Consider the following 19652-nt stretch of genomic DNA (forward strand, 5'->3'; position numbering starts at 1 on the left):
CTGCGGACAACAAGGAAACGCCATGAAACTGTGTGGATTCGAGGTCGGGCTGGACCAGCCCCTGTTCCTGATCGCCGGCCCCTGCGTAATCGAGTCGATGCAGCTGCAGCTGGATACCGCCGGCAAGCTGAAGGAGATCACCGACAAGCTCGGCGTCAACTTCATCTTCAAGTCCAGCTTCGACAAGGCCAATCGCACCTCGGGCACCGCCTTCCGCGGCCCGGGCATGGAAGAAGGCCTGAAGGTCCTGGCCGAAGTGAAGAAGCAGATCGGCGTGCCGGTGCTGACCGACGTCCACGAATACACCCCGATGGACGAAGTGGCCTCGGTGGTGGACGTGCTGCAGACCCCGGCGTTCCTGGTCCGCCAGACCGACTTCATCCGCAAGGTGTGCTCGGCCGGCAAGCCGGTCAACATCAAGAAGGGCCAGTTCCTGGCACCGTGGGACATGAAGCCGGTCGTGGAGAAGGCCAAGGCCACCGGCAACGAGCAGATCATGGTCTGCGAGCGTGGTGCCAGCTTCGGCTACAACAACCTGGTCAGTGACATGCGCTCGCTGGCAGTGATGCGCGATACCGGTTGCCCGGTGGTGTTCGACGCCACCCATTCGGTGCAGCTGCCGGGTGGGCAGGGCACCAGTTCGGGCGGTCAGCGCGAACACGTGCCGGTGCTGGCCCGTGCCGCGGTGGCGGTGGGCATCTCCGGCCTGTTCGCCGAGACCCATCCGGACCCGTCCAAGGCCCTGTCCGATGGCCCCAATGCATGGCGGCTGGACCAGATGGAAGCGCTGCTCGAGACCCTGATGGAACTCGATGCGGTGACCAAGAAGCACGGCTTCTCGCGCTTCGCGTGAGTCGTGACCCTTGGCTGGCGCTGGAGGCCCAGCGCCGCCGCCGGCACTGGAAACAGGGGCCCTGGGGCCTGATTGCACTGGGCCTGGCCGTGCTGTTCACCGTGGGCATGTTCGGGCTGGTGCTGATCGGCGCAGCGTCCGTGCGGCCACCGGGTGATGGTGGCAGCGCGCTCAATCTGCGCGCGTACTTCATTGCGCTGCTGGTGGCAGAGCTGCTCGGTGCCGTGGGATGCGTCGCTGCCGCTGTACTGGCCTGGCGGCTGAATCGCGGCAAGGTGATGGCTGGCCTGGCGATCATCCTGCTGTCGCTGTGGTTCGGCGCCCTGTTCTACGGAGTGCTTTGATGAATACGACCACGTCGGCGCGCGGCTGGCCATGGGGGCTGATCGCTCTGGGCCTGGCCGTGTTGACCTGGATGGCCCTTGTGGTGGGCGTGCTGGCCTTCACCGCCAGTTTCCGGCCGCCGGGGGACGGAAACAACGGCGTGCAGGCCACGCAGTGGTGGTTGCTGGGCGCGCTGGTCACGATGGTGCTGTCCTTCCTGGGTAGTCCGGTGGCGATGGTGCTGGCCTGGCGACGGCGGCGTGGCCCCATCCTGGCGGCGATTGCCGGTGCGTTGCTGGTGATGTTGGTGTCGCTGGTGCTGATCGTGATCGGGTCCAGCTGGGGCTGAAGCCGCCCATTCCATTTGGCAAGTGGCGGGCAGCCGGGGATAATCACGCGGCATTCGTTTTGTCGCCCCTCTCCAGACAGGTAACCGGTCCGACCATGAGTACGATCCGCAGCATCCACGCCCGTGAAATCCTCGACAGTCGTGGCAACCCCACGCTGGAAGCCGAAGTCATCCTGGAGGACGGTTCGTTCGGTCGTGCCGCGGTTCCCTCCGGCGCCTCGACCGGCACCAAGGAAGCGGTCGAGCTGCGTGACGGCGACAAGACCCGTTACCTGGGCAAGGGCGTGCGCAAGGCCGTCGACAACGTCAACACCACGATTGCCGCCGCACTGAAGGGCTTCGAGGCCACCGACCAGGCCGGCCTCGACCGTCGCCTGATCGATCTGGATGGCACCGAGAACAAGGGCCGCCTCGGCGCCAACGCACTGCTGGGTGTTTCGATGGCCGCCGCGCACGCCGCTGCCGCATCAAGCAAGCAGGCGCTGTGGCAGTACCTGGCCGCCAAGACCGGCGTGACCCCGTCGCTGCCGGTGCCGATGATGAACATCATCAACGGCGGCGCGCATGCCGACAACAACGTCGACTTCCAGGAGTTCATGGTGCTGCCGGTCGGCTTCACCTCGTTCTCCGAAGCGCTGCGCGCCGGTACCGAGATCTTCCATTCGCTGAAGTCGGTGCTGAAGGGCCACGGCCTGAGCACGGCGGTCGGCGACGAAGGCGGCTTCGCACCGGACTTCCGCAGCAACGTCGAAGCGCTGGACACCATCCTTGAAGCGATCGGCAAGGCCGGCTACACCGCCGGTGAAGACGTGCTGCTGGGCCTGGACGTGGCCTCCAGCGAATTCTTCGAGAATGGCAAGTACAACCTGGTCGGCGAGAACAAGCGCCTGACCTCCGAGCAGTTCGTCGACTTCCTCGCCGACTGGGCCGCGCAGTACCCGATCATCACGATTGAGGACGGCCTGGCCGAGAACGACTGGGCCGGCTGGAAGCTGCTGACCGACCGCATCGGCAAGAAGGTGCAGCTGGTCGGTGACGACCTGTTCGTGACCAACCCGAAGATCTTCCAGGAGGGCATCGACTCGGGCACCGCCAACGCGATCCTGATCAAGGTCAACCAGATCGGCACCCTGAGCGAAACCCTGGAAGCGATTGCCATGGCTGACCGCGCCGGTTATGCCGCGGTGGTCTCGCACCGTTCGGGCGAAACCGAAGACACCACCATCGCCGACATCGCAGTGGCCACCACCGCCACCCAGATCAAGACCGGCTCGCTGTGCCGCAGCGATCGCGTGGCCAAGTACAACCAGCTGCTGCGCATCGAGGAAGCCCTCGGCGCCGGCGCGCGTTACGCCGGTCGTGACGCGTTCGTTTCGCTGAAGCGCTGAGCCGATGCGCGACTGGCGCTGGATGCTGCTGGTGCTGGCCCTGCTGCTGGGCTGGCTGCAGTACCGCTTCTGGTTCGGTCCGGGCAACTCGGGCGAAGTGATGATGCTCGAAGCCCAGGTCACCAACCAGGAGCGGGACAATGAGGGCCTGCAGCAGCGCAACGATGCGCTGGCTGCCGAAGTGAAGGACCTCAAGGAAGGCCAGTCCGCCATCGAGGAACGCGCGCGCAGCGAGCTGGGCATGATCAAGCCTGGCGAAAAGTTCTACCGCGTGGTCGAGGATGCGCCGGTCCACCCGGCGCAGCCTGCTGCAGGCGTCACTGCCCAGGCTGGCGAACATCCGGCGGACGTGCCATGAGCGCGGCCATCTGGGTCGTGGTTCCGGCTGCTGGCCGTGGCACCCGCTTCGGTGCGCCGCTGCCCAAGCAGTACCTGCAGGCAGGTGGGCAGATCCTGCTCGCCCATACCCTGGACGCCCTGCTGGCGCACCCGGCCGTGGCCGGTGCGATGGTGGTGATCGGCCAGGACGACACCGACTGGCCGGGCTGGAACGAGTGGGCGGGCAAGCCGGTGCTGACCTGTGTCGGGGGTGCGACCCGTGCAGCCTCGGTGCTGGCCGGGTTGCAGGCGTTGCCGGAGTCGGTGCGCGCCGATGAGTTCGTGCTGGTCCACGATGCGGCGCGACCGAACCTGTCCCTGGCCGATCTCGGCCGCCTGCTTGAAGTCGGCCGTGCCGACCCGGTTGGCGCGATCCTGGCCGCCCCGGTGCGCGACACGCTCAAGCGTGCAGGCGACGACGGTGGCATCGACGGCACCGAGCCGCGCGAGCGCCTGTGGCGCGCACTGACCCCGCAGCTGTTCCGTCGCCACCAGCTCAGCCGCGCGCTGTCCGAAGCTGCCGCCGCCGGCGTTGAAGTCACCGACGAGGCCATGGCCATGGAGCGCCAGGGCCAGCGTCCGCTGCTGGTGGAAGGCAGCGAGGACAACTTCAAGGTCACCACCCCGGCCGATCTGGACCGGTTCGAATTCGTACTTTCCCGCCGCGCCAGCTGATTGCCCGCGCGGCCCTGCTGCAAGGGTTGCATCCATGAGCACCGCACCTTTCCCGCCCGTCCGCATCGGCCAGGGCTATGACGTCCATGCCTTCGGTGAAGGCGATCACATCATGCTGGGCGGCGTGAACGTACCGCACAGCTGCGGCGTGCTCGCCCACAGCGACGGCGACGTGATCTTGCATGCGCTGTGTGATGCGATGCTCGGCGCATTGGCGCTGGGTGACATCGGCCAGCATTTCCCGCCGAGTGACGACCGCTGGAAGGGTGCCGACAGCAGTGATTTCGTGCGCCACTGCGACAGCCTGCTGCGTGAGCGTGGCTGGCGTGTCGGCAACACTGACATCACCGTGATCTGCGAGCGACCCAAAGTCGGCCCGCATGCGCTGGCCATGCGCGAGCGCATCGGCGGACTGCTGCAGTTGCCGCTGGATGCGGTCAGCGTCAAGGCCACCACCTCGGAAAAGCTGGGCTTCACCGGCCGTGGTGAAGGCATCGCCGCGCAGGCCGTGGTGCTGCTGGTGGCCGCATGATTCCGCTGCCGCTTGCATTCGGTGCGCCATTGCTCTCGGCGCGCATCCGTACCACCCCGGAAGATTTCCAGGTGGACGAACTGCCGGCCTTCGAAGCCACCGGCGAAGGTGAGCACCTGCTGCTGCACATCCGCAAGCGCGGCGCGAACACCGTGCATGTGGCCAAGGTGCTGGCCAAGTGGGCCGGCCTGCCGGAAATGGCGGTCAGCTACGCCGGCATGAAGGATCGTCACGCGGTCACCACCCAGCGTTTCAGCGTGCACCTGCCCAAGCGCATTGCGCCGGACCTGGCCGAGTTGGCCAGTGATGAGATCGAAGTGCTCGAAGCGACTTGGCACAACCGCAAGCTGCAGCGTGGCGCACTGGCCGGCAACCGTTTCAAGCTGGTGTTGCGTGAAGTGCAGGGCGATGCCGCAGCGATCAGCGAACGCCTGCAGCAGGTTGCCGAGCGCGGCCTGCCGAACTGGTTCGGCGAACAGCGCTTTGGCCGCGACGGCGGCAACGTGCCGGCGGCACTGGCGATGTTCGGTGGCCGCCGCATGCGCAAGGATCAGCGTTCGCTGCTGCTGTCAGCCGCGCGTTCGGCGCTGTTCAACCGCGTGCTGGCCGCGCGCGTGGAGCAGGGCAACTGGGATCAGCCGCTGGAGGGCGAAGTGTGGATGCTCGATGGCAGCCGCAGTGTGTTCGGACCCGAGCCGTACACCGACGTGCTGGCCGAGCGCCTGGCGCGTTTCGACATCCATCCCAGCGCGCCGCTGTGGGGCGAAGGCGAGCTGCGCAGCACCGATGCGGCACGCGAGCTGGAGCTGGCCGCGCTGGACGACGAGGAATCGAAGGCCCTGCGGGCCGGCCTGGAAGACGCACGCCTGAAGCAGGAGCGCCGCGCGCTGCGCCTGCGTCCGGCGCTGCTGCAGCACCAGTGGCTGGCCGATGACGTACTGGAGCTGTCGTTCGCGCTGCCGCCTGGCTGCTACGCCACCGCCGTGCTGCACGAGCTCGGCGCGGTGGAAGACGCCTCGCAGGCCTGACAGAAAAAGGGGACGGAGGCGAAGAGCATCCACGCATGGCGTGGATCTACTTTCCTCCGCTCACCACAGTAGATCCACGCCATGCGTGGATGCGTTACCTCACCGCCGTGCCAGCAGCACCAGTACCGCGCCGGTGCCGCCTTGTCCGGTCGGCGCCGAATGGAAGGCCAGCACGTCGTTGCGCAGCCGTAGCAGGCGATCAACCAGGTTCTTCAGCACCGGCGCACCGCCATCGGACTGCAGGCCCTTGCCGTGGATGATGCGCACGCAGCCATACTCGTGTGCATGCGCCTCCAGCAGGAACTGGCGCAGCAGCGTCTCCGCCTGCGCGGCGGTGGCACCATGCAGGTCCAGCTCGTCCTGCACCGAATACTGGCCACGCTTGAGGCGCTGGAACAGGCGCGGTGGCAGGTTGTCGCGGCGATAGCTGGCCACGTCGCCGGCTTCCAGCGGCGTGCTGTCGCGCAGCAGCCGGGCGAACTCGCCGGCGGCTTCGGCCTCGTCACGTTCGGCCATGCGCGCGCGCGGCTTCGGCCGGGGCGCAGCCGGTGCCGGCTCGGCATCCTTGCGCAGCGGCGTCACTTCGCCGATGGCTGCACGGAACAATGCGGCCGGATCTTCATCTTCAGGGTGCGACATGCGCACAGGGTAAACCGCCGGCGCAGGTCTGCCTATGACGGTTCGATGTCGGCCGTGACCGCCGGCAGGGTAGGACCAGCGGCTCGCATGCGGCACAATAGACGATGCCCTTGCAGGGTCGACGGCTTCCGCAGGGGAGTACGACGGTCCCGCCCACACTGCACGGTGATGGAATCGAATTCTTGGAAAATCAAGCGGTTAAATCGAAGATGCGAATCCTGGTCAGTAACGACGATGGCGTCGACGCCGCAGGCATCCGGATGCTTGCTTCGGTGCTGCGCGAGGCCGGACACGAAGTCACGGTGGTGGCACCCGACCGCGATCGCTCCGGCGCCAGCAATTCGCTGACCCTGGACCTGCCGATCCGCCTCAAGCGCATCGACCATTACACCGTCTCGGTGGCCGGCACCCCGACCGACTGCGTGCACCTTGCGCTGACCGGGCTGCTCGAGTTCGAACCCGACATTGTCGTGTCCGGCATCAACAACGCCGCCAACCTCGGCGATGACGTGATCTATTCCGGCACCGTCTCGGCGGCGATGGAAGGCCGCTTCCTCGGCCTGCCGGCGGTGGCGGTCTCGCTGGTCACCCGCAACCACGATCCGAAGCACTTCGAGACTGCTGCGCGCGCCGCGGTGGAGATCGTCGCCCGGCTCAAGGCCGATCCGTTGCCGGCTGACACCATCCTCAACGTCAACGTGCCGGATCTGCCGTGGAGCGAGGTCAAGGGCTTCGAGGTCACCCGCCTCGGCAACCGCCATCGTGCAGAAGGCTGCATCGCGCAGAAGGACCCGCGCGGCAACGAGGTGTACTGGATCGGCCCGGCTGGTCGTGAGCAGGACTCCGGTCCCGGCACCGACTTCCATGCGGTGCGCACCGGCCACATCTCCATCACCCCGATCCAGGTCGACCTGACCCGCTACCAGGCACTGGAGAAGGTGGCCAGCTGGGTTGGCGGCCTCAGTGCGGCGCTGGACCAGCCGGCATGAGCCCACGCCTGCGCCTGCAACCGGAAGCCGTCGGTATCGGCATGACCTCGCAGCGCGTGCGTGACCGCCTGGTCGATCGCCTGCGCGAAGCCGGTATCGTCGACGAGCCGACCTTGAACGCGATCCGGGTGGTGCCGCGCCATCTGTTCATCGACGAGGCACTGGCCTCGCGCGCGTATGAAGACACCGCGCTGCCGATCGGCCACGGCCAGACCATCTCGCAACCCTGGGTGGTCGCGCGGATGACCGAGGCGGTGCTCCAGGTCGCGCCGAAGCGGGTGCTGGAAGTCGGCACCGGTTCCGGTTACCAGGCCGCCATCCTCGGTGCGCTGGGCCTGGAGGTCTACACCGTGGAGCGCATCGGTGATCTGCTGCGCCAGGCCCGCAAGCGCTTCCGTGCGCTGGGCATGAACATCCGCACCAAGCATGACGACGGCCGCGTCGGTTGGGCCGAGCACGGTCCGTTCGATGCCATCGTGGTCACTGCGGCGGCGCCGGCACTGGTCGACGCCCTGATCGAGCAGCTGGCCGAGGGCGGCCGCCTGGTGGCGCCGGTCGGTGGCCCCGGAGCGCAGTCGCTGGTACAGCTCGACCGCAAGGCCGACGGCAGCATCGAACAACACGTGCTGGCGCCGGTCACGTTCGTGCCGCTGCTGTCTGGCATGCTCGACTAATCCACGGAGCAGGGTTGCATGAAGATTTTCGGGCCGCTGTACGAGCGGGCGATGAAGTGGGCGGCGCACGAACGCGCGCCGACTTACCTGACGGTGTTGAGCTTCTTCGAGGCGATCATTTTCCCGGTGATGCCGGAGGTGATGCTGGCGCCGATGTGCGTGGCCCAGCCCAAGCGCGGCTGGTGGTTCGCCACCCTCAGCCTGGCCGGCTCGATGGTCGGCGCGCTGGTTGGCTATGCACTGGGTCATTACGCCTTCGAGGCGATCAAGCCGCTGTTCGAAGCGCTGGGCATGCTGCCGGCGATCGAGCAGGGCATCATCACCGTGCAGGCGAAGATGGCCGAGTCGCCCTGGGCGGTGTTCACCTTCCTGGTGCTGGGCGGATTCATGCCCATCCCGATGAAGGTCTTCACGTGGGCATCGGGTATCGTCGGCGTACCGATGCCGCAGTACCTGCTGAGCATGCTGATCGGTCGCGGCAAGCGCGTGTTTGTGCTGGCTGCGGTCATCCGTATCGGTGGTGCGCGTGCCGAAGCGGCACTGCGTCGCTGGATTGAACCGCTGGGCTGGATCGCCACCGCGTTGGTGGTGGTGCTGATCGCCTGGCTTGTATGGAGGTCGAAGTTCGCATGAGTCCTGATCGTCTGAGCAAGGGAGTGCGCATCGGCGCGCTGGCGTTGCTGGTTTCCACCCTGGCCGCCTGCGGCACCGCCACCGTGGTCCGCCCGGGCGGCGGCAGCACTGGTGGCGTGACCACGCCGAAGACCTCGGTGCCCAAGCCCGGGCAGACCGTGGTGGTGCGCAAGGGCGATACCATCTATGCGCTGGCCCGCATCCATGACATCACCCCGGCCGACCTGATTGCCTGGAATCGTCTGGACAACCCGTCGACCATCTACCCCGGCCAGGTGATCCGCCTTTATCCGCAGGGGGCCACCAGCGGCCGTGCGCCGACCACGGTGGTCACCCCGCCGCGTTCGGCTGGCAGCAGTGGCGGCAGCACCGCGCCGGCCCCGGCGCCGGTCGGGCCGGTCAAGAGCAACATCGCCTGGCGCTGGCCAGCCGATGGCGCGATCGTCGGCCGCTACGTGGCCGGTGATGCGACCAAGCAGGGCGTGGACATCGCCGGCACCAGCGGCCAGGCGGTCAAGGCCACCGCCAATGGCGTGGTGGTGTATTCCGGCGCCGGCCTGGTCGGCTACGGTGAACTGATCATCATCAAGCACAGTGACCAGTGGCTGTCGGCCTATGGCCACAACCGCAAGCGGCTGGTGAACGAAGGCCAGAGCGTGAAGGCCGGTGAGCAGATTGCGGAAATGGGCCGTACCGGTGCGAACCGCGACATGGTCCACTTCGAGATTCGTTACAACGGCAAGCCGGTCGACCCGCAGCAGTATTTGCCGGCACGCTGATCACCGTGTGATCGGGTAGCGCCGGGTCACGCCCGGCGGCTTTTCGCGCCGCGACGCGGCGCCGCCCGAGCATGGGCTCGGGCGCTACAGAGTACGTGTGATCCAGGGCACTGCCGGGCCATGCCCGGCGACGCCACGTCAGCCTTCGAGAATGAAGGCGGCGGCGACCTTGCGGCCTTCGCCGGCCAGGATGTTGAAGGTGCGTGCGGCGGCCGGATTGTTCATCACTTCCAGGCCGATGCCGCGTGACAGGCAGGCGGCCATCACCACCGCCGGCGGGAACACCTGGCGGTCACCGGTGCCGAGCACGATCAGCGCCGGGTTCAGCGCCAGGATCGGCTCCAGGTCGCCCAGCTGCAGTTCGGTGGCCTGCTTCACCGGCCAGCGCTCGACCAGCTGGTCCGGGGTCAGGAAGAAGCTGCTGCCCAGCACCAGTTCGTTGACCCGGGCCGAGCGGCCATCGGCGGCGCGCAGGCTGTAGGCGTAATCCGGCGGTTCGTGGTTCAGCTGCATGGCAGTAGGGCGATCAGCCGCGCGGCAGCACGATCTGTCGCTGTTCCTTGCTCGGGCGGTACAGCACGGCGACGTGGCCGATGCGCTGCACCAGCGCGCTTTCGGTGGCTTCGACGATCTCGCCGATCATCACGTCACGGGCGTCGCGGTCTTCGGCAGCGACCTTCACCTTGACCAGCTCGTGGCGCTCCAGCACTTCGTTCAGCTCAGCGATGAAGGCCGGGGTCACACCCTTGCCGCCGGTCTGCAGCAGGGCCTTCAGGTCGTGGGCTTGGCCGCGCAGGAAACGGGTCTGGGAAGCGGTCAGGGCGATGGACATGCAGGAAAACACGGTTGAATGGGGCGATCAGGGTATCATGAGGACCCCATCAGCCCCTATTTTCAATGGCTACCCGCAGCAAAAGCAGCCAGCGCTGGCTCAAGGAACACTTCTCCGACCCCTTCGTGAAGAAGGCCCAGGCCGAAGGCATGCGTTCGCGCGCCGCCTACAAGCTCGAAGAGCTGCTGGAACGTGACCGGTTGCTGAAGCCGCACATGGTGGTGGTCGACCTCGGCGCGGCCCCGGGCGGCTGGTCTCAGCAGGTTCGGAGACAGATCGGCGACACCGGCCGCGTGCTGGCCCTGGACATCCTGGACATGCCGCCGCTGGCCGGCGTCGAGTTCCTTCATGGTGACTTCAGGGAAGAAGCCGTTCTATCACAGTTTGAAGCCATGCTCGGGGATCAGCCGGTAGACCTTGTGCTGTCGGACATGGCCCCCAATAAGAGTGGTGTGGGCGCGGTCGACCAGCCGCGGATGATGCACCTGGCGGAGCTGGCCCTGGATTTTGCCGACAACCACCTGAAAACCGGTGGGGCATTCCTGATCAAGCTGTTCCAGGGCGAGGGCTTTGACGACTACGTGCGCGACATGCGCCGCCGGTACGACAAAGTCTCCATCCGCAAGCCGGAGGCCTCGCGCAAGCGCTCTCCCGAGGTGTATGCCTTGGGTCAGGGAAAACGCGCCCACATGAAGTAAGCTCGCAACGTACGCAAGTTCGACCCCAACGCAACGCCAGCACTGAGAGGAACACCGGAGCCAATGAGGATGAACGACTTGACCAAGAACCTCCTGCTATGGGTGGTCGTCGCCGTCGTGCTGATGGTGGTCTTCCAGAGCTTCTCGCCCAAGTCCTCCGGGGCCGGGGCGCAGGGCGCGTCGTATTCGCAGTTCCTGGACCAGGTGGACAGCGGCAACGTGCAGAAGGTCGCCTTCGGCGGCGACATGCGCGGCGGCACCAGCCAGCTGACCTACACCACCCGCGGTGGGCAGTCGTCCACCATCACCGCGCCGTTCGATCGTGACCTGATCAACGTGCTGCGCACCAAGAACGTGGAGATCGTGCAGGAGGAGCCGTCCAGCGGCATTTCCCTCGGCGCGATCCTGATGAATTTCCTGCCGGTCATCCTGATCATCGGCTTCTGGTTGTTCATCATGCGCCAGATGCAGGGCGGTGGCGGCGGTGCCAAGGGCGCGATGTCCTTCGGCAAGTCGCGCGCCAAGCTGCAGGGCGAAGACCAGATCAAGGTCACCTTCGCCGACGTCGCCGGCTGCGACGAGGCCAAGGAAGAAGTGGGTGAACTGGTCGACTTCCTGCGCGACCCGTCCAAGTTCACCAAGCTGGGCGGCAAGATTCCGCGCGGCGTGCTGATGGTGGGCCCGCCGGGTACCGGCAAGACGCTGCTGGCCAAGGCCATCGCCGGCGAAGCCAAGGTGCCGTTCTTCTCGATCTCCGGTTCGGACTTCGTTGAAATGTTCGTCGGCGTCGGCGCCAGCCGCGTGCGCGACATGTTCGAGCAGGCCAAGAAGCACGCGCCGTGCATCATCTTCATCGACGAAATCGACGCCGTCGGTCGCCACCGTGGCGCCGGCCTGGGCGGCGGTCACGACGAGCGCGAGCAGACCCTGAACCAGCTGCTGGTCGAGATGGACGGGTTTGAAGGCGGCGAAGGCGTGATCGTGATCGCCGCGACCAACCGTCCGGACGTGCTGGACCCGGCGCTGCTGCGCCCGGGCCGTTTCGACCGCCAGGTCGTGGTCGGCCTGCCGGACGTGAAGGGCCGCGAGCACATCCTGAAGGTCCACATGCGCAAGCTGCCCCTGGCCGACGATGTCGAGCCGATGGTGATCGCGCGGGGTACCCCGGGCTTCTCCGGTGCCGACCTGGCCAACCTGTGCAACGAGGCGGCCCTGTTCGCCGCACGTGGCAACGAGAAGGAAGTCCGCATGGACCACTTCGACCGTGCGCGCGACAAGATCCTGATGGGTGCCGAGCGCCGCTCGATGGCCATGAGCGAAGAAGAGAAGACCCTGACCGCCTACCACGAAGCCGGCCACGCCATCGTCGGCCGCCTGGTGCCTGAGCACGACCCGGTCTACAAGGTCACGATCATCCCGCGCGGCCGTGCGCTGGGCGTGACCATGTACCTGCCGGAAGGCGACAAGTATTCGATGAACCGCGTGGCGATCAAGTCGCAGCTGTGCTCGCTGTACGGTGGTCGTGTGGCGGAGGAGCTGATCTTCGGTGCCGACAAGGTCACCACGGGCGCCTCCAACGACATCGAACGCGCCACCAAGATGGCTCGCAACATGGTCACCAAGTGGGGCCTGTCCGACCAGCTCGGCCCGATCGCCTATGGCGAAGAGGATGACGAGGTGTTCCTGGGCCGTTCGGTCACCCAGCACAAGAGCGTGTCCAACGACACCGCGCGCCGCATCGATGAGGAAGTGCGCAACATCCTCGACGAGGCTTACGCGCGCACCACCGAGCTGATGACGGCCAACCTGGACAAGTTGCACGCGATGTCCCAGCTGCTGCTGCAGTACGAGACCATCGACGCGCCGCAGATCGACGCCATCATGGAAGGCCGCGATCCGCCGCCGCCGGCCGGCTGGAGCAAGTCGAACAAGGATGGTGGCAACGACAAGGGCGGCGACGCCCGCCCGCTGCCGCCGATCGCGGGCCCGGCCGAATCGCACTGACGGCCCGCTACGCGTGACACCAGACGAGGCCGGGGCAACCCGGCTTCGTCGTTTCCGGGCTACCGGCCCATTCCGAAGAACCGAACTGACGCTGGAGCCCGCATGTCCGCCCCGAAGCCCGAACCGATTTCCCACACCGCCGAAATGGTCATCGCCACCGTGGTCGGCGTGGGTGTGGGCCTTGGCGCAGACAACCTGCTGCTGGGCTGTGGGGTGGGTATCGCCGTTGGCATCGTGCTGAGCATCGCCAGGACCCTGTACGTGGATCGCAAGCGCCGCCGCCGTTGAGGGGTATCGGCAGGGCTGCGCCCTGCACCCGCGGTAGTGCCGGCCGCTGGCCGGCAACCTCAGCAGCAACAGCAACAGCAACAGCAACATTCCGTGGTTTGGCGGGGCGGTGTCGGAGGGCGGGGACGCCGTGAACCCGTCCATGGGGGCTTGGCAGCCGCATCCATGCGGCTGACACCCCGCCCTCCGACACCGCCCCACCTCTGACAGATTTCTGCTGCTGTTGGTGGGTGTCGACCTTGGTCGACACGGTAGATCCACGCCATGCGTGGATCAATCTCCATCGAATTCGAATTTCTCGAGAATTGAACGAAGAGCATCCACGCATGGCGTGGATCTACTGAAGATCGCGGAAGACTGTCGAAGGCGGGGTGGGTCCGGTTGCGGGAGTGTCCGCGGCATGGATGCCGCGGCCAAGCCCCCATGGACGGGTTCACGGCGTCTCCCGCAGCCGGACCCACCCCGCCTACCCTCAGGAAACCAGCTTCTGCTGTTGCTTGGGCTTTTGCTGTGGCCGTTGCCTCGGCGGGTGCAGGGCGCCGCCCTGCCGAACTAAACTACCTTTCGTTGTCCCAGCAGGATTGCCCATGTTCGATACCTCGCCCCAGCTCGACTGCGCCGGCCGCATCCTGCGCCTCGACCGTGCCCAGGTCATGGGCATCGTCAACGTCACCCCGGACTCGTTCTCCGATGGCGGCGCGCACGACACCACCGAGGCGGCCGTCGCCCACGGTCTGAAGCTGGTCGAGGAGGGCGCCGACCTGCTCGACATCGGCGGCGAATCGACCCGCCCGGGCGCTGCGCCGGTGTCGATCGAGGATGAGCTGCGCCGGGTGATTCCGGTGATCGAGCAGCTGGCCGCCCGCACCCAGGTGCCGATCAGCATCGACACCTTCAAGCCGGAGGTGATGCGCGCGGCGGTGGCCGCTGGCGCCGGCATGATCAACGACATCTTCGGCCTGCGTCAGGACGGGGCGCTGGACGCCGCCGCTGCAACCGGCGTGCCGGTGGTGCTGATGCACATGCAGGGCGAGCCAGGCCACATGCAGGCCGATCCACATTACGACGACGTGGTCGCCGAGGTGCACGGCTTCCTGGTCCAGCGCCTGTTCGCTGCCGAGATGGCGGGCATTGCGAAGAAGAACCTGTTGATCGATCTCGGTTTCGGTTTCGGCAAAACCACTGCCCACAACATGACCCTGCTGGCGCGCTCGGAACGCTTCCTGGAACTGGGCGTGCCGATGTTGGCTGGCCTGTCGCGCAAACGCAGCCTGGGCGAACTGACCGGCCGCGACACGCCATCCGAACGGGTGGCTGCCTCGGTGGCGGCGCATCTGATCGCGGTCCAGCGCGGTGCGCGAATCGTGCGCGTGCATGACGTGGCAGCCACCGTTGATGCGCTGAAGATCTGGCAGGCCGTCGACGCCGTGCCGACGCCGCGTGCCGATGCCACGCCGTCGATCCGCTGGCCGGACGAAGACTGATGGGCATCGACCGGCGGCCGCTGGCGATCGCCGTGATGGGGCCGACTGCCAGTGGCAAGACCGCCACGGCGATCGCCCTGGCGCGGCAACTGGACGGCGAGATCGTCAGCGTCGATTCGGCGCTGGTCTACCGGTATCTGGATATTGGTTCGGCCAAGCCCGACGCCGCCGAGCGTGCGCAGGCGCCGCATCATCTGCTGGACCTGCGCGATCCGTGGCAGACCTATTCGGCGGCCGAGTTCGCGGCCGATGCCAGCCGGGTCGTGGCCGACATCGTGGCGCGTGGCAAAACGCCGATCCTGGCAGGTGGTACGGGGCTGTACTTCCGGGCCCTGCTGCAGGGCCTGTCGCCGATGCCGGAGGCTGACCCGGTAATGCGCGAGGCGCTCAGCGCCGAGGCGGCCGAGCGTGGTTGGGCGGCACTGCATGCGGAGCTGGCCGAGGTCGATCCGGCAGCGGCCGCGCGCATCCATGCCACCGACCCGCAACGCATCCAGCGGGCGCTGGAAGTCTACCGCCTGACCGGTACCCCCATCACCGAATGGCAGCGTCGGCCGGGCGTGGCGCCGTTGCCGGTACGCACCCTCAAACTGATCCTGGCCCCGCGTGACCGCGCCGTCCTGCACCAGCGCATCGAGGCCCGCTTCGACGCCATGCTGGCGCAGGGCTTCCTGGACGAGGTGCGGGCACTGCGTGCAATGCCGGAAATGGCCGCCGTGACGGCGCCGCTGGACCTGCCGGCGGTGCGTGCGGTCGGCTATCGCCAAGCCTGGGAATACCTCGACGGCGAGGGCGATGCCGCCCGTTTCCGTGACAAGGCGATCTTCGCCACCCGCCAGCTGGCCAAGCGCCAGCTGACCTGGCTGCGTGGCGAGCTTGATGCGCGCTGGTTCGACCCCCATATGGACAGGGAGCGCCTGGCCGGCGCGGTGTCGACCTTCGTCGCACGCTGAACCCCCGCCAGCCGTGTAACATCATCGGTCGGCGGGCGGCTCGGGGGCCGTGGCAACCGTCGGCAACCCAATAAGAACAATAATCAGGAGTGTGCAATGTCCAAGGGGCAATCGCTGCAGGATCCTTTCTTGAACGCACTGCGGCGCGAACGCGTGCCGGTTTCGGTGTACCTGGTCAACGGCATCAAACTGCAGGGCACAATCGAGTCGTTCGACCAGTTCGTGGTCCTGCTGCGCAACACGGTCAGTCAGATGGTCTACAAGCACGCCATTTCCACGGTCGTTCCGGCACGCAACGTGAAGGTCGGTCCGGGCGGTGGTTACGTGCAGTCGGGTGAAGGTGGTCAGGCAGGTGATGAAGCAGACGAGTAATACCGGAGCGGTGAATGTTTGACCGCTCGAAAAAGGGCGAACACGCCCTGTTGATCCAGCCCCATTTCGGCAAGCTGGAAGACGATGTGCTGGAAGAATTCGGTGATCTGGCCCGCTCGGCTGGGGCCAGCATTGCCGCGACGATCACCGCGCGCCTGGACCGTCCGAATCCGTCGACCCTGATCGGCAGCGGCAAGCTGGACGAGATCAAGGCGGCGGCCGACGCCAGTGGTGCCGACCTGGTCCTGGTCAACCATGCGTTGAGCCCGGGCCAGGAGCGCAACCTGGAACGGTTCCTGGAGCGCCGGGTGATCGACCGTACCGGCTTGATCCTGGACATCTTTGCCCAGCGTGCGCACAGCCACGAGGGCAAGCTGCAGGTCGAGCTGGCGCAGCTGCGTCACCTGGCCACGCGGCTGGTGCGCGGCTGGACCCACCTGGAGCGCCAGCGCGGCGGTTCGATCGGCCTGCGCGGCCCGGGTGAAACCCAGTTGGAAACCGACCGGCGCCTGCTGCAGAAGCGGGTCGAGCAGCTGCAGAAGCGCCTGGAAAAGGTCGAGGTGCAGCGTACCCAGATGCGCCGTGCGCGTGTGCGCAGCGAGCTGCCGCGCGTGGCCCTGGTGGGCTACACCAACGCTGGCAAGTCGACCCTGTTCAACGCCATGACCGGCGCCGAGGCCTATGCCGCCGACCAGCTGTTCGCCACGCTGGATCCGACCGTGCGCCGCATTGCGGTGCCGGGTGGCAACGTGGTGCTGGCCGACACCGTTGGTTTCGTCCGCGACCTGCCGCATGACCTGGTCGCCGCGTTCCGCTCGACGCTGTCGGAGGCACGCGAGGCCGATTTCCTGCTGCACGTGGTCGACGCCGCCGATCCGCACCGTGAGGAGCGCATCGCCCAGGTGGACGAGGTACTGACCGCAGTCGGTGCCGGTGATCTGCCGCAGTTGCTGGTGTTCAACAAGATCGACCGCATTGAAGGCGCCGACGTCCGTCACGACGGCCAGGACGGTATCCCGGACGAGTCGCGCCGCGAGCGGGTGTGGATTTCCGCGCGTGACGGGCAGGGCCTGGACCTGCTGCAGGCGGTGCTGGGCAAGCGCTTGGGACTGCAGCACGTCACCGGCGAACTGCGCCTGCCGCCGGATGCGGGCCGCCTGCGCGCGCGCCTGCACCAGCTGGAAGTGATCCGCAGTGAGCAGGCCGACGAGGAAGGCTGGCTGCTGCAGGTCGACCTGCCGATCGCCGAAGCCGAAAAGCTGGCCGCCAGTGCCGACGGCGCACCGATCCGGGCGCTGCTGCCGGAGAAGCTGCCGGAGTGGTGAGGCAGCGCCGGGCCATGCTCGGCGACTGCTATCGCGGCGGCGCGCGACATCAGCCTGTCATCTGCGGTACAACGTGCAGGCTCTTCATCCCACCGTCATGCCGATGTCCATCCCCACCGACGCTGAACTCAACGCCCAGTCCGCCGCGCTCGGGCAGCGCCTGCAGCAGGCCTCGCTGCAGCTGGTGACCGCTGAAAGCTGCAGTGGTGGCTGGATCGCCAAGTGCATGACCGACATTGCCGGTTCCTCGGCGTTCTTCGACTGCGGCATGGTGGTCTACAGCTACGAGGCCAAGCAGCGCCTGCTGGGCGTACGCGCGCAGACCCTGGAGCAGTTCGGCGCGGTCAGCCGCGAAACCGTGCTGGAAATGGTCTCCGGCGCGCTGGTCAATTCTGGTGCCGGCATCGCGGTGGCGGTGACCGGTATCGCCGGCCCCGGCGGCGGCAGCCCGGACAAGCCGGTGGGCAGTGTCTGGATCGGCTGGAAGCGCCGTGGCGGCTATGCCCGCGCCGAGCTGTTCCAGTTCGATGGCGACCGCGAAGCCATCCGCCGGCAAACCGTGGCGGCGGCATTGCGCGGCATCGACGCCCAGCTGTGACATGCTGCTCCGGTAATCGTCCGGAGCACGCATGATGTGGGAAACGCTGGGCACGGTCCGTGACCTGGGCCGACTGCAGGAAATCGCCGTTGTCCTGATCCGCTATGGCTTCGGCGACGTGGTGCGGCGCATCGGCCTGGCCACCACGCTGGAGCGGGCAGGGCGCCTGCTGCACTGGAACGAGGACCGCCAGGAGCTGCTGCGGATGACCGCACCGGTGCGCGTGCGCAGCGCGATGCAGGATCTCGGCCCGACCTTCGTCAAGCTCGGCCAGGTACTGGCGACGCGCGTCGACCTGCTGCCACCGGAATGGATCGCCGAGCTGTCCGAACTGCAGAACGCGGTACCTGCGCTGCCGTATGCGGACATCCGCGAGCAGCTCGAAGCCGATCTTGGTGCGTCTCCGCAGGACGTGTTCGCGTTCCTCGACGAAACCCCGATGGCGGCCGCCTCGCTGGCGCAGGCCCATCGTGCGCGCCTGCATGACGGTCGCGAGGTGGTGCTGAAGGTACGGCGCCCCGGCATCCGCGATGTGGTCGAGGCCGACCTGCGGTTGCTGGCCCGCCTGGCCGAGATCGTCGAGGCCCGACTGCCGGATCTGCGACGTTACCGCCCGGCCGAAGTCGTGCAGCAGTTCACCGTGTCGCTGCGCCGCGAGTTGGATTTCGCCGCCGAATGCCGCAATGCCGAGCGCATCGCGCGCAACTTCAATGGTCGTGATGACATCCTGATTCCCCGCGTGCACTGGCAGTGGACCTGCGAAAGCCTCAACGTGCAGGACTTCGTCGACGGCATTCCAGGGCGTGACCTGGCCGGTGTCGATGCGGCTGGGCTGGACCGCCGCGAACTGGCGCGACGCGGTGCCGACATCGTGTTGAAGATGGTGCTGGAGGACGGCAGCTTCCATGCCGACCCGCACCCGGGCAACATCATCTACCTGCGTGACGGCCGCATCGGCGTGATCGATTTCGGCATGGTCGGCGCCTTGTCGGAAGTGCGGCGTTTCCAGGTGGCTCAGCTGCTGCACGGGCTGGTCGAGCAGGACCCGCAGGGCGTGGCCGACGTGCTGCTGGACTGGGCCGGCGGTGTCGAGGTGGACGAGAACCGGCTGCAGCACGACATCAGCCAGTTCGTCGACCAGTACCGTGGCGTGCCGCTGAAGGACCTGCGCATCGGCCTGATGCTGGGCGACATCACCCAGCTGCTGCGCAGCTACAGCCTGACCCTGCCGGCTGACCTGGCGTTGATGATCAAGGCGTTCCTGACCCTGGAAGGGATGGGGCGGCAGCTGGACCCGGATTTCGACATGGCCAGCGCCGCGCGCCCGTTTCTGGAACGGGTGGTGCTGCAGCGCTATGCCCCCAAGGCGCTGCTCAAGCGTGGCCGACGCAGCTTGTTGGGCCTGGTCGACTTCGCCGGCGAATTACCGCGCGACCTGCGCAAGCTGGTACAGGCAGCGCGCCGTGGGCGCCTGCAGCTGAAGGTGGAAACCACCGCACTGCAGGGCTTTGGCGAACAGGTGAACCGGGCCGCGAACCGGCTGGTGATGGGCATCGTCACCGCCGCGTTGATCATCGGCTCGTCGATCGTGATGCACAGCGTCGGCGGCGTCTCCAGCCGCTGGCTGCTGGCGCTGGGCGTGTGTGGTTTCATCGGCGCCGCCTTCTGCGGTGTGTGGATTCTGTTCTCGATCTGGAGAAGCGGCAAGCACAACTAGTGTGCTTGCCGCAGCGATTCCTGTAGAGCCGAGCCATGCTCGGCTGCTCTCGCCCAGGTCAGCCCGGCCATTCGCCACATTGCCGAGCACGGCTCGGTACTACAGATGTCGCCGTGTCGTCTCCGGCACTTGCAGTCCTG

24 protein-coding genes are annotated in these 19652 nt (G+C 67.0%); 21 read left to right on the forward strand and 3 right to left on the reverse strand.

Annotated elements, in window-relative coordinates:
* Positions 1-22: 22 nt before the first annotated feature.
* The 8 genes from kdsA to truD all read left to right on the forward strand — a co-directional run bounded on the left by kdsA (position 23) and on the right by truD (position 5527).
* Complete coding sequence (kdsA, locus tag ACTJJM_RS06715) at positions 23-853, forward strand: 3-deoxy-8-phosphooctulonate synthase (RefSeq protein ID WP_126559567.1); 831 nt, start codon at positions 23-25, stop codon at positions 851-853.
* Positions 850-1197, forward strand: a complete 348-nt coding sequence (locus tag ACTJJM_RS06720; protein ID WP_126559569.1) for a hypothetical protein — start codon at positions 850-852, stop codon at positions 1195-1197. The genes kdsA and ACTJJM_RS06720 overlap by 4 nt, the downstream gene beginning before the upstream one ends.
* A complete protein-coding gene (locus tag ACTJJM_RS06725; protein WP_010485991.1) occupies positions 1197-1526 on the forward strand; it encodes a hypothetical protein in 330 nt (109 codons plus the stop codon). Before ACTJJM_RS06720 ends, ACTJJM_RS06725 begins: the two co-directional genes overlap by 1 nt.
* Before the next feature lie 95 nt (positions 1527-1621).
* Positions 1622-2914: a phosphopyruvate hydratase gene (gene eno / locus ACTJJM_RS06730; RefSeq protein ID WP_049409213.1), complete on the forward strand. Its 1293-nt coding sequence runs from the start codon at positions 1622-1624 to the stop codon at positions 2912-2914.
* A gap of 4 nt (positions 2915-2918) precedes the next feature.
* Positions 2919-3272 carry a cell division protein FtsB gene (ftsB, locus tag ACTJJM_RS06735; RefSeq protein WP_043402126.1) on the forward strand — a complete coding sequence of 118 codons (354 nt, stop codon included), beginning with the start codon at positions 2919-2921 and terminating at the stop codon, positions 3270-3272.
* Entirely contained in the window at positions 3269-3967 is a 699-nt protein-coding gene (gene ispD / locus ACTJJM_RS06740; protein ID WP_126559571.1) for a 2-C-methyl-D-erythritol 4-phosphate cytidylyltransferase, read from the forward strand. The genes ftsB and ispD overlap by 4 nt, the downstream gene beginning before the upstream one ends.
* Positions 3968-4001: 34 nt before the next feature.
* A complete protein-coding gene (gene ispF, locus ACTJJM_RS06745; RefSeq protein ID WP_005409005.1) occupies positions 4002-4499 on the forward strand; it encodes a 2-C-methyl-D-erythritol 2,4-cyclodiphosphate synthase in 498 nt (165 codons plus the stop codon).
* Positions 4496-5527 carry a tRNA pseudouridine(13) synthase TruD gene (gene truD, locus ACTJJM_RS06750; RefSeq protein WP_010485982.1) on the forward strand — a complete coding sequence of 344 codons (1032 nt, stop codon included), beginning with the start codon at positions 4496-4498 and terminating at the stop codon, positions 5525-5527. The genes ispF and truD overlap by 4 nt, the downstream gene beginning before the upstream one ends.
* Before the next feature lie 99 nt (positions 5528-5626).
* Here the strand turns inward: truD and ACTJJM_RS06755 are convergent, their stop codons facing one another.
* Positions 5627-6166: a Smr/MutS family protein gene (locus tag ACTJJM_RS06755; RefSeq protein ID WP_005409007.1), complete on the reverse strand. Its 540-nt coding sequence runs from the start codon at positions 6164-6166 to the stop codon at positions 5627-5629.
* Between the two features lie 209 nt (positions 6167-6375).
* On the opposite strand from ACTJJM_RS06755, the gene surE reads away from it, so the two are divergent.
* Genes surE through ACTJJM_RS06775 form a run of 4 tightly spaced genes read left to right on the forward strand, consistent with a single transcriptional unit; the run spans position 6376 to position 9241 of the window.
* Positions 6376-7155, forward strand: a complete 780-nt coding sequence (surE, locus tag ACTJJM_RS06760; RefSeq protein ID WP_010485979.1) for a 5'/3'-nucleotidase SurE — start codon at positions 6376-6378, stop codon at positions 7153-7155.
* Positions 7152-7829, forward strand: coding sequence for a protein-L-isoaspartate(D-aspartate) O-methyltransferase (locus ACTJJM_RS06765; protein WP_010485977.1), 678 nt, complete (start codon positions 7152-7154; stop codon positions 7827-7829). Before surE ends, ACTJJM_RS06765 begins: the two co-directional genes overlap by 4 nt.
* A gap of 18 nt (positions 7830-7847) precedes the next feature.
* Positions 7848-8462, forward strand: a complete 615-nt coding sequence (locus tag ACTJJM_RS06770) for a YqaA family protein (RefSeq protein ID WP_043402113.1) — start codon at positions 7848-7850, stop codon at positions 8460-8462.
* Positions 8459-9241, forward strand: a complete 783-nt coding sequence (locus ACTJJM_RS06775; RefSeq protein WP_126559573.1) for a peptidoglycan DD-metalloendopeptidase family protein — start codon at positions 8459-8461, stop codon at positions 9239-9241. The genes ACTJJM_RS06770 and ACTJJM_RS06775 overlap by 4 nt, the downstream gene beginning before the upstream one ends.
* Positions 9242-9379: 138 nt before the next feature.
* Here the strand turns inward: ACTJJM_RS06775 and ACTJJM_RS06780 are convergent, their stop codons facing one another.
* Both ACTJJM_RS06780 and yhbY read right to left on the reverse strand, forming a co-directional pair.
* Positions 9380-9754, reverse strand: coding sequence for an Mth938-like domain-containing protein (locus tag ACTJJM_RS06780; protein WP_126559755.1), 375 nt, complete (start codon positions 9752-9754; stop codon positions 9380-9382).
* Positions 9755-9767: 13 nt separating this feature from the next.
* Entirely contained in the window at positions 9768-10073 is a 306-nt protein-coding gene (gene yhbY / locus ACTJJM_RS06785) for a ribosome assembly RNA-binding protein YhbY (RefSeq protein WP_004152868.1), read from the reverse strand.
* 65 nt (positions 10074-10138) lie between these two features.
* Here yhbY and rlmE point away from each other — a divergent pair, with 65 nt between their 5' ends.
* The 9 genes from rlmE (at position 10139) to ubiB (ending at position 19512) form a co-directional block, all read left to right on the forward strand.
* On the forward strand, positions 10139-10771 hold the full coding sequence (gene rlmE, locus ACTJJM_RS06790; protein ID WP_005409014.1) for a 23S rRNA (uridine(2552)-2'-O)-methyltransferase RlmE: 633 nt from the start codon (positions 10139-10141) through the stop codon (positions 10769-10771).
* A 69-nt stretch (positions 10772-10840) separates the two neighbouring features.
* A complete protein-coding gene (ftsH, locus tag ACTJJM_RS06795; protein WP_043402105.1) occupies positions 10841-12775 on the forward strand; it encodes an ATP-dependent zinc metalloprotease FtsH in 1935 nt (644 codons plus the stop codon).
* Positions 12776-12877: 102 nt separating this feature from the next.
* Positions 12878-13063, forward strand: a complete 186-nt coding sequence (locus ACTJJM_RS06800; protein WP_010485963.1) for a hypothetical protein — start codon at positions 12878-12880, stop codon at positions 13061-13063.
* A 587-nt stretch (positions 13064-13650) separates the two neighbouring features.
* Complete coding sequence (folP, locus tag ACTJJM_RS06805; RefSeq protein ID WP_010484246.1) at positions 13651-14547, forward strand: dihydropteroate synthase; 897 nt, start codon at positions 13651-13653, stop codon at positions 14545-14547.
* A complete protein-coding gene (miaA, locus tag ACTJJM_RS06810) occupies positions 14547-15500 on the forward strand; it encodes a tRNA (adenosine(37)-N6)-dimethylallyltransferase MiaA (RefSeq protein WP_049412635.1) in 954 nt (317 codons plus the stop codon). The genes folP and miaA overlap by 1 nt, the downstream gene beginning before the upstream one ends.
* A gap of 96 nt (positions 15501-15596) precedes the next feature.
* A complete protein-coding gene (gene hfq, locus ACTJJM_RS06815) occupies positions 15597-15872 on the forward strand; it encodes an RNA chaperone Hfq (RefSeq protein WP_004152891.1) in 276 nt (91 codons plus the stop codon).
* Between the two features lie 14 nt (positions 15873-15886).
* The gene (hflX, locus tag ACTJJM_RS06820; RefSeq protein WP_019338214.1) at positions 15887-17197 is read left to right on the forward strand and encodes a ribosome rescue GTPase HflX; all 1311 of its coding nucleotides are present in this window, start codon (positions 15887-15889) and stop codon (positions 17195-17197) included.
* 103 nt (positions 17198-17300) lie between these two features.
* Positions 17301-17795 carry a CinA family protein gene (locus tag ACTJJM_RS06825; protein WP_010484249.1) on the forward strand — a complete coding sequence of 165 codons (495 nt, stop codon included), beginning with the start codon at positions 17301-17303 and terminating at the stop codon, positions 17793-17795.
* 34 nt (positions 17796-17829) lie between these two features.
* Positions 17830-19512, forward strand: coding sequence for a 2-polyprenylphenol 6-hydroxylase (gene ubiB, locus ACTJJM_RS06830; protein ID WP_049412675.1), 1683 nt, complete (start codon positions 17830-17832; stop codon positions 19510-19512).
* Positions 19513-19652: the final 140 nt, after the last annotated feature.

It is taken from the genome of Stenotrophomonas sp. 22692 (genome assembly GCF_052045015.1).
Classification (GTDB): domain Bacteria; phylum Pseudomonadota; class Gammaproteobacteria; order Xanthomonadales; family Xanthomonadaceae; genus Stenotrophomonas; species Stenotrophomonas geniculata.